Origin of the sequence: Microbispora sp. ZYX-F-249, from assembly GCF_039649665.1 — a bacterium.
Taxonomy (GTDB): Bacteria; Actinomycetota; Actinomycetes; order Streptosporangiales; family Streptosporangiaceae; genus Microbispora; species Microbispora maris.
Genome location: NZ_JBDJAW010000056.1, coordinates 1 through 12786, shown reverse-complemented (window position 1 = coordinate 12786; position 12786 = coordinate 1). Strand labels below are relative to the sequence as shown.

The following is a 12786-nucleotide window of genomic DNA, read 5'->3' as shown; positions in this document are numbered from 1 at the left end:
CTCCGGCGGATTCGCGGCGAAACCTACGGCGGACGCTTTCGCCGTCAAAGGGTGGACGAGGCCGCGTCGATGCCCTTCACCGGAACACACCGCCGGTGCTCATCCTCGATCGTTTCAGTCGGCGGAGGCGAATGAGCCGCCGCGACGACTGTCCGACGTCTGCCTGCGCTGCCCACTCCTATCAGCGAACCCGCCGCAGGAGGAACGGACATCCATGAGATTCATCCGCCTGGCCGTCGTGGCCGCCGCCCTCGGGACCGCCCTCGCGACCGTGCTCGCGTCGCCACCCGGAGCCCAGGCCGCCGCCGGTGACGGGACGCCCACCGATCCGAACATCCGCTTCGTCGGCCGCTGGGACGTCCGCAACGGCTCCGCCTACGTCCCGGGCTGGGCCGGCGCCTACTTCACGACCGGCTTCACGGGCACCACCGTCAAGCTCAAGCAACGCGACACCATCGACCTCTACTACAGCATCGACGGCCGCCCCGACACGTACCTGCAGAACGTGCGGGGCACGGTCGATTTGACCCCGGCCCCGTTATCCGCCGGCAATCACACCCTGCGCGTCTCCTACCGCGTGGTGGCCGGCTCCTACCACGGGGACGCGGTGTTCCAGGGCCTGGTCCTCGACCCGGGTGCGCGCACCCTGCCCGCCCGGCCGGCCCGCGGCGTGGTCGAGTTCGTCGGCGACTCCATCACCGTCGGCACCACCACCTCGAAGAACGCCCTCACCGCCTACGGATGGCTGGTCGGCGAGCAACTCGGGCTGGACCACACGCAGGTCGCCCAGGGAGGCGCCTGCCTGGTCACCACGGCCGACGGCTGCGTCGGCCTGGACCGCCGCTTCGTTAAGGTCAGCGCCGTCGACGGGGCTCCCGACCACGACTTCTCGCGCTACCGGGCGGACGTCGTCGTGATCAACCTCGGCACCAACGACGTGGGGCACGGCGTGTCCACGACTCAGTTCCAGAACTCCTACGTCGGCCTGCTGCGCACCATCCGCGGCAAATACCCCACAGCCGCGATCCTGGCCCTGCAGACCTTCCGCGGGCGGTACGTCCCGCAGACCCAGGACGCGGTGCGGACCGTCAACAACGCCGGCGACCGCAACGTCTTCTTCGTCGGCACCGACGGATGGGTGCCGCCCGACGGCCTGTCCGACAGCGTCCACCCCAACGACGCCGGACACCGCGCGATCGCGGCCGAACTCGCGCCGATCGTGGCCGAGCACCTCGCCCCGACACCAAGCCCCTCCCCCACCCCGACCCCGAGCCCCTCCCCCACCCCGAGCCCGGCTCCCTCCGCATCCCCAAGCCCCACGCCTCCGGCATCACCCAGCCCCGTCCCCCCGGCATCGCCCAGCGCCACGCCGAGCGGCCCGGCCGCCGGGTGCGAAGTGCGCTACACCGTGACCAACCAGTGGCCCGGCGGCTTCCAGGCCGACGTACAGGTCACCAACACCGGCTCCGGCGCCCTGAGCCCGTGGGCGCTGCGCTGGACGTTCGCCAACGGTCAGCGGATCGGCCAGGGCTGGAACGGCACGTTCACCCAGACCGGTGCCACGGTCACCGTCAACGGCCCGGACTGGAACCCGGCGCTCGCCCCCGGCGCCTCCGCGACCGTCGGCTTCACCGCGACATGGAACGGCGCCAACAACGCACCGGCCTCCTTCATCCTCAACGACACCGGATGCCGGATCACCTGACGGCACCTGCCGCCGCGCCCTGAGCCGCTCGGCGGCCGCCGCGACCAAGGGACCGCCGTCACGCGGTCCCCGGACCACAACGCCTGAGAAAGCGAGAACGCGAATGAGCACGTTCCGGCGACGAGCCGCCGCCCTGGTCACCTCGGCCGCGGCCGCGCTGACGGGAGCGCTGACATGGGTGGCAGGCGCATCGCCCGCCGGCGCCGCCACCGGATGCGCCGTCACCTACCGGATCACCAGCCAGTGGCCCGGCGGGTTCGGCGCGGACGTCACGGTGACCAACCTCGGCGACACGATCAACGGCTGGACCCTCGGCTGGTCCTTCACCGCGGGCCAGCAGATCAGCCAGTCCTGGAACGCGGCCGTCACGCAGACCGGGACCGCCGTCACCGCCGGAGGCGTCGACTACAACCGCACGATCGCGAGCAACGCGTCGGTGAGCTTCGGATTCAACGGCTCGTGGAACTCCACCAACCCCGCGCCGGCGAGCTTCACGCTCAACGGCGTCACCTGCACCGGCGGGGTCTCGAGCACCCCCAGCGCCTCCCCGACCCGCTCTCCCAGTCCCAGTCCCAGCTTCAGCCCCAGCCCCAGCCCCAGCGCGAGCCCGACTCCGAGTCCCACTCCCGCTCTGGGACGGATCACCGTCTGGCTGGCCGGCGACTCCACCGTCGCCAACAGCTCCGGCGCCCCCATCGTCGGATGGGGCCGGGAACTCGGCCAGTACCTCACCACGGACGCCACCGTGGTCAACAACGCCGTCGGCGGCCGCAGCGTGCAGACCTGGCTGTACGAGTCGGCCGTCACCGACCGCATGAACTCCTCCGGCGAATGCGCGCTCAGCTCGACCGCCTACGCCTCCCGCTGGCAGTCCATGCTCAACGCCTCGACCGGGATGAAGGCCGGCGACTACCTGTTCATCCAGTTCGGCATCAACGACGGCTCCCCCACCTGCCCCCGCCACGTCGGCGCCGCCAGGTATCGGGAGTTGCTCACCACGATGGTCGGCGCGGCCAGGCAGCGCGGTGCCAACCCCGTACTCGTGACCCCCGTGGCCGCCCTGACCTGCAGCGGAAGCACGGCCACGCCCAACCGCGGGTTCGTCACCGACACGTTCGCCGTGGGCACGGCCACCGGAGCCCCGGTCATCGACCTGCACAAGCTGAGTTACACGCTCTACAACAGCCTGCGCTTCTGCCCGTACAACGGCGACTACACCTCCGGCCCGGTCGGCGCCTTCTTCGCCAACGACCACACCCACTTCGAGGCCGCCGGCGCCCGGCAGATCGCCGGCCTCGTCGCCGGGGCGGTCCGCGACCAGCGGCTCGGCCTCGCGGCGTACCTCCGATAGCGGTGCCCCGGTCACGTCGCCCGATCCGGCTCCACTTCTGTTGCAACCGCATCAAGTTCTGTTCATTCATGGCAAAAGTCGTTAGCCTCGACGCCATCGGTGTCACCGGTCCGAGCCACATCTCCCCATCCAGGGGCCGTACCTCGTGGAGAGCAGAAGTGACGATGGCGCGCCGGCTCGGCCGGTTGCTTCTGCTGATCGTCGTCGGCGTGCTGACGATGACCGCCTTGGCGGCGCCCGCTTCCGCCCATGGCCAGCTGGCGATGTCGACACCGGTCAAGGACAGTACGGTGCGCGAGCCGATGAAGTCCCTCGCTCTCTACTTCACCGAGGCACCCGCCCCGAACGCGTACTTCGCGGTCACCGCCCCCAGCGGCGCCCGCGTCGACCGGCCCTGGGTGCACGGCCGGCCCGAACGCCTCGACGAGCCGGTCCAGGAGTACAACCTCGTCAACGGAACGTGGGAACCCGTCGTGTACAACACCGGGTTCCCGGCGGAGATCCCGGTCGCCTACTGGCCGGAGCGGGGCGAGTACGTCGTGCGCTACCTGTCGATCGCCTCCGACGGGGAGCCGGTGCGGGGAGAGCTGCGGTTCACCTACAAGGGCAGGACCTCGGGGCCGCCCAAGGGCTGGCAGGCACCGGACAACGAGCCCGACCCCGGCCTGCTCGACTCACACGAGCCCGGCAGCGGCGCCCAGACCCCGGTGTCCGAGGCCGGCGGAAGCCCGGCCCCGGTGACACAGGCCGGCGGGAACCCGGCCCCGGTGACACAGGCCGGCAGCCCGGCGGCGATCGGCCCGGCGGCGCCCCAAGCCGGCGGCAGCCCGGCCGCGGTACCCGAGACCGGCGGTCAGGGCGCCGTGCCCGGAACCGGCACGGCCGGCACCGCCGCCCGGACAGCGCAGCCGGCCGACTCCGTGTTGTCGGTATGGCTGGTCCCCTCGATCCTCGTCGTGGGAACGGGCGTCCTGGTCGTGCGGGCGGCGCGGCGGCCCGCGCCCGCCACCCCGGCACCCCGTCGGCCTTCCGGTCGCCCCCAGGCCAGGAAACGCTCACGCGCCCCGGCGTCACGCACCCCCCAGCGCCCCAAATCCACCAAACGACGCTGACGCGCTCCACCCCTCAGGAGAACCCCGGATGACGATCGCCCCTGCGCGCCTGCGCCCGCTGCTCGCCGCGCTCCCGCTCGGCGTGGCCCTGCTGATGGCCACGTCGGCCTGTGGCGGGTCGGACGCCGCCGCCCCCGCCGAGCCGGCTCCCCCGGCGTCCAGCGAGTCGGCTGCTCCGGCACCTGCCGAATCGGCTCCCGCGGCCCCCGGCGAGTCGCCCGCCGCCCCCGCAGAGTCGGCCGACTCGGCCGACTCGGCCGTGAAGGAGATCACCGTCACCGTCGCCGGCCGGAAGGTCACCCCGCCGCCGGGACGGATCGAAGTGACCAAGGGCCAGACGGTGCGGATCACCGTCACCAGCGACACCGCCGACGAGGCGCACCTGCACGGGTACGACAAAGAGGCAAGCCTGAAGCCCGGCGCCCCCGCGAGCATCGAGTTCGTCGCCGACGAGACCGGGCTGTTCGAGATGGAAACGCACGAGTCGGGACTGCAGCTGTTCCAGCTCGTCGTGCGTTAGGCCGCCGGGATGCTGCTGGCTCATGGCGTCGGCGGTCGTCAGGACCTGCCGATCCCGTTCTCGGCCGCGCTGATCGGCGCGGCCCTCGCGCTGCTGGTGTCGTTCGTGGCGCTCGGCGCACTGTGGAGACAACCACGGCTGGATGCCGCCCTCACCGCTGCCCGCTCGCTGCCCGCCACCCTTCAGGCGGCGGTGACCGCGCCGGCCTGGCGGTGGGTCTGGCGAGTCGCGGGGCTCGTCGCCGCGGCGTACTTCTGCATCGGGTTGATCTTCGGTCCCGATCGGGCCGACAATCCCACGGCCGGGGCGTTCTACGTACTGTTCTGGGTCGGCCTGGTGCCGCTGTCGCTGCTGTTCGGGCCGGTGTGGCGCGGCCTGAACCCGCTGCGGACGCTGCACCTGCTGGCCTGCCGGGGGTTCGGACGCGACCCCGAGCTCGGCCTGCGGCCGCTGCCCGCGGGCGTCGGATACTGGCCCGCCTGCGCCGGCCTGTTCGCCTTCGTCTGGCTGGAACTGGTCGCCCCCGAGCGGGCCACCCTGCCGGTCATCGGAGCCTGGCTCGCGTGCTACGCCGTGCTCATGCTCGCCGGGGCGGCCGTCTTCGGCTCCCGGTGGTTCGGCCACGCCGATCCGTTCGAGGTCTACAGCGACCTCGTGGGCAGGCTCTCCCCGGTGGGCAGACGCCGCGGCGGCGTCATGGTCTGGCGCAACTCCCTCGACGGCATGGCCGGGCTGCGGCCGGCACCGGGACTGACGGCACTGGTGGTCGTGCTTCTGGGCTCCACCATGTACGACAGCCTGTCCAACGCCCCGGTATGGGTGCGCTTCATGCAGGAGAGTGCGGTGCCGGCGCCGGTCACGGGGACCGCCGGTCTGGTCGCCGTCATCGGCCTGGTGCTCGCGGCCTACCGGACCGCGACCGCGCTCGCCGGCCGATGGGGCTCGGCGAAGCCGGGTACGACGGCGGGCGAGATCGCCCATTCGATCGTGCCGGTGGCCGTCGGATACGTCGTGGCCCACTACTACACCCTGTTCCTGCTGGAGGGGCAGCGGACCATCGCCCTGCTGTCCGACCCGCTGGACACCGGTGCCGACTGGCTCGGCACCGCCGGGTGGACCATCCAGGCGCTCGGCACCACCCCCGCGGGAGTCGCCACCCTCCAGGTCACGGTGATCGTCATCGGTCACGTGCTGGGCACCGTCCTCGCGCACGACCGCGCGCTGGCCCTGTTCCCCCGGCGTACCGCCGTCCTCGGGCAGATTCCCCTGCTCGTGCTGATGGTGGTCTACACCGTCGTGGGCCTGCTTCTCCTGTTCGCCGCGTGAGCCGCGAAGGGAGTTCGCCACGAGTTACGGGAGGCGGGAAAGGAGAGAACATGTCGGACGAGCTGACGACCTTGTGGCGGCCGACCGGGCCGGAGGAGTTGGAACTGGTTCGGCGGTCCCGGTGGCGGGCGTGGCCGCCGCGGCTACCTGAGCAGCCCATTTTCTATCCGGTGCTCAACGAGGCCTACGCGATCAGAATCGCCCGTGACTGGAATGCTCCCCGCCACGGGGTGGGCTACGTGACGCGTTTCCGGGTTTCCAGTGAGTTCCTGGCCCGATATCCGATCCGGCAGGTCGGCGGGGAGACGATCCTCGAGCTGTGGGTGCCCGCCGAGGAGCTGGACGAATTCAACGCGCACATTTCCGGCCTCATCGAAGTGGTGCACGAGTTTCGACAGGATCTCGACAGGCGCTGAGGTGGCCGCGCGGACGCTCCGCCGCGCGGCGAATCATCTGCGGGTCGGAGCGCCACTTTCCAGTGCTGTGGTGTCAATTCATGCCTGGCTCCTCGGCTACGGCTGGTCATCCGTAGAGATGCTGACGGACTGTGGCGTCGTTCTCCAGAATGTGGTCTATGGTCTCCCAATAGTCGGACAGCCAGGGATGGGCGAGGGCTTCCTCGCGGGTCAGCTTGCGACCGTAGAACGGGTCATCGGGCGCGACTGCGGCGCCTTTGACCAACGAGCAGGCGGGGGCGAGCTGCCCTTCAATTGGACCGACGCGACATCCGAAGGTGACGCGGTTCGGGCCAGGGCGGCTGACAGGTTCGCCCGGAGCCCAGGCGTCGTCGATGATGACGTCGATCCAGGCTCGTGAGCGCCCGATCGTCCGAGACGCTGAGCCGGCGAGCGCGCATGGCACCGGAAGGTACTCCTCCTCGTACTCGACAGGCTCGGGGACCTCGGTCAGCATCTGCGTGAAGAGCCGCGAGTTTCGCCAGGCCACACGAGCACAGGCGCGTACACGCTCAGCGATCGGCGCGCCAGTCCTCCGCGCTCTGGTAGAGGGACACCAGGTTGATCACCATTGGCTCCGACCGACCTTCGGCCCGCCAAGCGTCCAGGACCTTCTGCGTACCCGTCGACAGCTCGGTGCTCCGATGCTCGCTACGCCACCGGCAACGCCTGCCCCGCCTGAGGCGAAAAGGGGGCCGTGAGCCGGATCCCCATTTGCGGTTGTGCTGACATATGCCGATACGCCAGAGTCTTCCCGATCACTGTTGTGGATCTACGTCGACATGGGAGTGAACGGCATGGCGGGGCGCCCGTACGCGCGGCGGAAGAGTCCGGTCCGGCGGACGCGGGGACCCCTGGCAATGTTCTCGGCGGCGCTGGCGTCGTCCCTGCTGGTCGCGGTCCCCGCGGCGGCCACCCCGGCGAGCGGCGCCGGGACGGTCCCGGCGAAGTCCGCGGCTTCCACGGCCGGGAACGCGAAGGACGACCTCCTGGCGCGGCTCAAAGCCGTCCCCGGCCTCCGTGTGGTGTCGGTGAAGAAGGGGCGGGCGAAGGGCTACAAGGACTACACCCTCACCTTCACCCAGCCGGTGGACCACCGGAACCCGCGCGGCACCACGTTCCAGCAGCGGCTCACTCTCTCGCACCGGTCGCTGGACCGGCCCGTGGTGCTCTACACCAGCGGATATTTCGTGCCGAAGAAGGTCTGGCTCGAGGAGCCCACCTATGGGCTCGACGCCAACCAGCTCTCCGTCGAGCACCGTTTCTTCGGCACCTCGCTCCCGAAGCCGAAGGACTGGGCGAAGCTCGACATCTGGCAGGAGGCGAGCGACGAACACGCGATCGTCGAGGCGCTCAAGCAGGTCTACGACGGTGCTTGGATCGGCACCGGGGCCAGCAAGGGCGGCATGACCGCCGTCTACCACCACCGGTTCTATCCGGGCGACCTCGACGGAGTCGTGGCCTACGTCGCACCCAACGACGCGGTCAACGCCGACGACCGCGTCTACGAGCGGTTCTTCACGACCGTGGGCACGCCGTCGTGCCGGTCCGCCCTGCGCACCGTGCAGCGGGAGGCGCTCAAGCGCCGCAAGAGCCTGGTCCCCCGGCTCACGGCCATGGCCAGGCGCGAGGGCCTCACCTTCCGCCGCACCATCGGCACGGCCGACCGCTCCTTCGAGATGAGCGTGCTCGACTCCGCCTGGACGTTCTGGCAGTACTTCCGGCAGCAGGACTGCAGGGACATCCCCGGGGAGAAGGCTTCCGACGCCGCCATCTTCCGATGGGTGGACAAGATCCAGACCTGGAAGCAGTACACCGACCAGGGCATCGAGCCGTACCTGCCCTACTACTACCAGGCGGCCACCCAGCTCGGCTGGGCGTCCCTGAGCTTCGCCCACCTCAAGGGCCTGACCCGGTATCCGGGGCTCTACCAGCCGAACTCCGTGCTGCCCGCGTCCCTCCGCGCCCGTTTCGACGGCAGGGCCATGCGGGACGTGGACGCGTGGGTGACCCGGCAGGCGAGCCGGATGATGTTCGTCTACGGCGGGCGGGATCCCTGGAGTGCCGAGCGGTTCACGCCGAAGGGAACGGACTGCCATGTGTTCGTCGCCCCGAGCGCCAACCACGGCGCGAGCATCAGCCACCTGTCCTCTCGCGACTTTGCCGAGGCCACGGCCACCCTCAGGCGCTGGGCCCGGCTCACCTGAGCGCCTCCGGGCGCGGACACATCAGAGGCCTGGCCGACTCTCAGAGCTCAAGTTCGTGGACAGTGCGCTTGTCGCCGGGTCATTCTCGTAGGTGCGCCGGCGCAGGCGGCCTTGGACGATGACGCGGACGGATGCTACCGCCCTGACCTTGGCGATCTCGGTTACCAGGACCATCTGGCGGCACAGGTCGCCGGCACCTGTGTCCGGTGAGGGACATCGAGAGGATTCGGGCGGCCGAGGGCCCCGCGCGGTCGCCCAAGGTGGTCAACCTGCTCGTCGCGGTGGACAACGCCGCCGCGGCCGAGGCGCTCCTGCCGGCAATCGGGGTCGAGGCCGGCCCGTGGCCGTTCGCGGCCGGGGCTCGTCGTCACCGACTGCGAGACGGGCCTGCACCCGAACGCCCACGTGCCCGAGCACATCTGGTACGGCACGGTGGCTTTGGTGCTTGCCGAGTGCCGACAAGGACCTTTGTTCATCTGGCGCACAGCTTCCATCGGTTTGCTCGCAAAGTTCACTCATGTTAGCGCTATCTTTCGCTGGGAGTGGAGGTTAGGGTCTGCACTCAAGACCGGACACCTGCGACACCCAGCCCCACCCTCCAGTTCACGCCCCCCACATCTCACAGCGAGGTGAACCTTTGTCTGTGCTGCCCTCGTCTCGTCCGAGCGCGTCTCAACGAGGCCTGATCACGCCGGACCTCGCCGGCACGCTGCCCACCCTTGCGGATTTCGCCTCTCCCGCGCGTGCGGCCTGCCCCGCCCCGAACCCGGCCGCGCCCCACGCGTCCGCAGCGACCGGATCAAGGAGGATCGATTGAGAGTGCGACAGCAAAGGTCACGTCACAGGCTGAGTCGCAAGGGCCGAGGTGTCGCGGGCCTGCTACTGGGTGCGCTTGTCTCGGTCTCGTTCGCAGCGACGCCCTCGCACGCTGCCGAGGAGAACCTCAACGAGGGTCTGGTGCACCACTTCGCCCTCGACGAGACCGGTGGGACGACGCTGGTCAACTCGGGTAGCGCGGGCTCGGCGGCGAACGCCAGGCTCGTGAATCCGGAGAAGGCGACCTTGACCGGCGATGGGGTCAGGTTCAACCCCGGCTCCTACGAGAGCGCCCTCGACGGTGCGTACGTCGCGCTGCCGAACAACATCACCGCCGGCATGTCGAACCTCACCGTCGACTATGACGTGTGGATCGACCCGGCGAACGTCGGCGAGCACCAGATGTGGGGCTTCGGCGCGAAGTCCGGCTCGTGCGACGTCGACACCGGCGCCCAGGGCTCCATCTTCGCGTCGAACACCCAGCGGTTCCGCATCGCGGTGGGTTCGGCGAACCTCCAGCAGAACCGGGTCCGCATGCCCGAGGGGGCGTGGACGCACGTCACCTACACCCAGTCGCTGAACGCGGACGGCACGAGCTGGACCGGCAGGCTTTACCTCGACGGCGTGCTGCACGCGACGTCGACGAACCTGACCACGCCGCCGTCGGTGAACGCCGCGGGGACCAACTGCAACTTCCTCGCTCGCTCGCAGACGTCGGGCCACTACTCGTTCCGCGGAACGCTCCGGGACTTCCGGGTCTACGACCGGGCGGTCAGCCTCGACGAGACGCTCGCCCTGGCGAAGAAGACCGTCTCCGATGGCGTGCGCGCCGACGCCGCCGCCATCGACCTCGGCCTGACCAGTGCGATCGTACGCGACATCGTTCTGCCCAAGGTGGGTTCCGTGGCGGGCTCGACCATCACGTGGACGAGTTCGGACCCGTCGGTCGTCGAGGTTCGCACCCCGCCGGCCCTGCCCAGCGCGCGCAAGGTCGCGGTGACCGGCAAGATCACCCGGCCCGCGAAGGGGCAGCCCGACGCGACGGCCACGCTCACGGCGACCGTCCGCAAGGGCGCCCAAGAGGTCACCACACGGGAGATCCCCATCGTGGTGAAGGCCGAGTTCGACGACGCGCAGGCCGTCGACCGTGACACGTTCGACCTGGCCCTGTACGCCACCGACGACGTGCGCGGAAACATCAACCTCCCGGCCACCGGCGAGTTCGGATCCACGATCACCTGGAAGTCGACCACCGACCTCGTCACCCCCACGGGTAAGGTGACCCGCCCGGCCTTCGGCCGTGCGGATGTCGAGGCCGTCCTGACGGCGACCGTCACCAAGGGTTCGGCCTCGAAGACGAAGTCGTTCCCGGTGACCATCACCGCCATGCCGCGTGCCGAGGAGTACGAGCGGTACTTCCTGGGCTACTTCAAGGGCGAGGGGATCGCGGACGGCGAGCAGATCATGTTCGCGACGTCCAACGGAAACACCGCTCTGGACTGGACCGGTCTGACCGGAGGCTGGCCGTCGCTCATCTCCCAGCTCGGCGACCAGGGCCTTCGTGACCCGCACATCGTCCGCTCACCCGACGGCGACACGTTCTACATGATCGCCACCGACCTGAACTGGTACGACCAGGGCGGATACGCCATCAACGACACCCAGTACATCGAGGTGTTCGAGTCGCACGACCTCGTGCATTGGACTCCTCAGCGGCACGTGAAGGTCGCGCCCGACAACGCGGGCAACGCCTTCGCGCCCGAGTCGCTGTGGGTCGAGGAGATCGGCGCCTACGCCGTGTTCTGGGCGCAGTCGCTGTGGAACGACCCCGTGAACCGCACCGGTCAGGGGAACGCGCAGATGTGGTACACCACGACGCGCGACTTCCAGACGTTCTCCGCTCCCAAGGTCTGGCAGAACCCGGCCCCGCTGTCGCGGATCGACACGACCGCGATCCGGGTCGGTGACCACTACTACCGCGTGACCAAGAACGAGGCCGGCAACCAGGGCTCGGACATCTTCTCGGAGAAGCACACCGACTTCCTGGACAGCAACATCAACAACTGGACGTTGCTGGCTCCGGCTCTGGGGCGCACGACGTGGGTCGCCAACCAGGGGTACGAGGGGCCGATCATCTTCAAGGCGAACCCCGGTGACACCTCCTGCCCCGGTCAGTTCTACCTCTGGGGTGACCGGTACACCAACGGTGGTGGATACCAGGCCGCGTGCCACGAGAACATCGAGGCTCCGACCTGGAACGCCAAGGCGATCACGATGACCAACGCGGGCGTCGTCCGTCCGCGTCACGGCACCGTGATCCCGCTCACCCTCCGCGAGTGGAACGACATCCGTAAGATCCCGAACAGCGACGTCACGACCAGCACCGAGGTGGCCGTCGAGCCGTACGCGAGCGGGGCCCAGACGACCACGGCCACCGCCACGGTCAAGGCGGCCGACGGGTTCGAGACCGGCGGTCAGGTGCGGTTCAGCATCGGCTCGTGGTCGAAGACCGCCTACCTGAAGGATGGCGCGGCCACGGTCACGCTGCCGGCGGGTCTGCCCGCGGGCACCCGGACGGTCAAGGCCGAGTACCTCGGCTTCGACTACCTGAAGGCGTCGGAAGGTACGGCGTCGTTCACGGTGCCGGTCGCTTCGGAGCTCGCGCTGACCGTGACCGCCACCGCCCGCTGCGTGGGCACCACGGCGTACGTGGCCGTGACCGCGGTCAACGACGCCGCCGTGCCGGCGAACGTGACGCTGACCACCCCCTACGGTTCGAAGGCCGTGGCCGACGTTGCCCAAGGCAAGCAGGCCTACCAGTCCTTCAACACCAGGGCCGGGCAGATCGCCACGGGCACGGCAACCGTTACGGCGACCGCGACGATCGATGGCCGGCAGGTCACCTCGACCTACGCCCCCTCCTACACCGCCATCAACTGCGCCTAACCCGACCGGCCACGGCGCATTCCCGCTACTGAACCGGGGCCGGTCGCGTACCGGTAGCCGGCAGGTGGCGGGCCGGCGAGCTCATCCTCGCCGGCCCGCCACGAGCGGTCCGGGCGGGCCGGCGACAGTCTGCGCCCGAGCCTGCTGATCACACAATCGGGGGGCGGCCCGCCACGGTGAGCCGTGCCACGGTGGTCCACGACATGGGGCGGCGCTGCCCGTGCCCGCCCTTCAGGCCCTCGCGCAACCCCCGGAACCAGACGGCGAGTTTCGTCTTGTCGCGGATCCGGGTGATGCTGATCACGGTCCATACGGCCAGGTAGACGGGGATGAGCGGGGCGGGCAGGA

Annotated in this window: 9 protein-coding genes and 1 pseudogene; 8 read left to right on the top strand and 2 right to left on the bottom strand. The window is 69.9% G+C overall.

The window, feature by feature from the left end; genetic code table 11:
• Window positions 1–214: 214 nt before the first annotated feature.
• The 6 genes from AAH991_RS36505 (at window position 215) to AAH991_RS36480 (ending at window position 6430) form a co-directional block, all read left to right on the top strand.
• On the top strand, window positions 215–1705 hold the full coding sequence (locus AAH991_RS36505) for a cellulose binding domain-containing protein (RefSeq protein ID WP_346230515.1): 1491 nt from the start codon (window positions 215–217) through the stop codon (window positions 1703–1705).
• A 103-nt stretch (window positions 1706–1808) separates the two neighbouring features.
• Window positions 1809–3056 (top strand): cellulose binding domain-containing protein, encoded by a 1248-nt coding sequence (locus tag AAH991_RS36500; RefSeq protein ID WP_346230514.1) that lies wholly within the window; start codon window positions 1809–1811, stop codon window positions 3054–3056.
• Between the two features lie 164 nt (window positions 3057–3220).
• Window positions 3221–4168 carry a copper resistance protein CopC gene (locus AAH991_RS36495; protein ID WP_346230539.1) on the top strand — a complete coding sequence of 316 codons (948 nt, stop codon included), beginning with the start codon at window positions 3221–3223 and terminating at the stop codon, window positions 4166–4168.
• A gap of 28 nt (window positions 4169–4196) precedes the next feature.
• Window positions 4197–4688 carry a cupredoxin domain-containing protein gene (locus AAH991_RS36490; RefSeq protein WP_346230513.1) on the top strand — a complete coding sequence of 164 codons (492 nt, stop codon included), beginning with the start codon at window positions 4197–4199 and terminating at the stop codon, window positions 4686–4688.
• 9 nt (window positions 4689–4697) lie between these two features.
• Window positions 4698–6014 (top strand): hypothetical protein, encoded by a 1317-nt coding sequence (locus AAH991_RS36485; protein WP_346230512.1) that lies wholly within the window; start codon window positions 4698–4700, stop codon window positions 6012–6014.
• A gap of 50 nt (window positions 6015–6064) precedes the next feature.
• Complete coding sequence (locus AAH991_RS36480; protein ID WP_346230511.1) at window positions 6065–6430, top strand: ADP-ribosylation/crystallin J1; 366 nt, start codon at window positions 6065–6067, stop codon at window positions 6428–6430.
• Window positions 6431–6536: 106 nt separating this feature from the next.
• Here AAH991_RS36480 and AAH991_RS36475 read toward each other — a convergent pair whose 3' ends face one another.
• Window positions 6537–6926, bottom strand: a complete 390-nt coding sequence (locus AAH991_RS36475) for a hypothetical protein (protein ID WP_346230510.1) — start codon at window positions 6924–6926, stop codon at window positions 6537–6539.
• A gap of 403 nt (window positions 6927–7329) precedes the next feature.
• Here AAH991_RS36475 and AAH991_RS36470 point away from each other — a divergent pair, with 403 nt between their 5' ends.
• Both AAH991_RS36470 and AAH991_RS36465 read left to right on the top strand, forming a co-directional pair.
• Entirely contained in the window at window positions 7330–8676 is a 1347-nt protein-coding gene (locus AAH991_RS36470) for a S28 family serine protease (protein ID WP_346230509.1), read from the top strand.
• Between the two features lie 957 nt (window positions 8677–9633).
• The gene (locus AAH991_RS36465; RefSeq protein WP_346230508.1) at window positions 9634–12438 is read left to right on the top strand and encodes an immunoglobulin-like domain-containing protein; all 2805 of its coding nucleotides are present in this window, start codon (window positions 9634–9636) and stop codon (window positions 12436–12438) included.
• Window positions 12439–12586: 148 nt separating this feature from the next.
• Here the strand turns inward: AAH991_RS36465 and AAH991_RS36460 are convergent.
• A pseudogene (locus AAH991_RS36460) lies at window positions 12587–12786 on the bottom strand (glycosyltransferase family 2 protein); the annotation flags it as partial.

What these genes read in the sequence shown, in the direction of transcription:
- AAH991_RS36505 (WP_346230515.1), top strand. Translation starts at nt 215, where the DNA reads ATGAGATTCATCCGCCTGGCCGTCGTGGCCGCCGCCCTCGGGACCGCC.
- AAH991_RS36475 (WP_346230510.1), bottom strand. Translation starts at nt 6,926, where the DNA reads ATGCTGACCGAGGTCCCCGAGCCTGTCGAGTACGAGGAGGAGTACCTT.
- AAH991_RS36470 (WP_346230509.1), top strand. Translation starts at nt 7,330, where the DNA reads ATGTTCTCGGCGGCGCTGGCGTCGTCCCTGCTGGTCGCGGTCCCCGCG.
- AAH991_RS36480 (WP_346230511.1), top strand. Translation starts at nt 6,065, where the DNA reads ATGTCGGACGAGCTGACGACCTTGTGGCGGCCGACCGGGCCGGAGGAG.
- AAH991_RS36485 (WP_346230512.1), top strand. Translation starts at nt 4,698, where the DNA reads ATGCTGCTGGCTCATGGCGTCGGCGGTCGTCAGGACCTGCCGATCCCG.
- AAH991_RS36490 (WP_346230513.1), top strand. Translation starts at nt 4,197, where the DNA reads ATGACGATCGCCCCTGCGCGCCTGCGCCCGCTGCTCGCCGCGCTCCCG.
- AAH991_RS36495 (WP_346230539.1), top strand. Translation starts at nt 3,221, where the DNA reads ATGGCGCGCCGGCTCGGCCGGTTGCTTCTGCTGATCGTCGTCGGCGTG.
- AAH991_RS36500 (WP_346230514.1), top strand. Translation starts at nt 1,809, where the DNA reads ATGAGCACGTTCCGGCGACGAGCCGCCGCCCTGGTCACCTCGGCCGCG.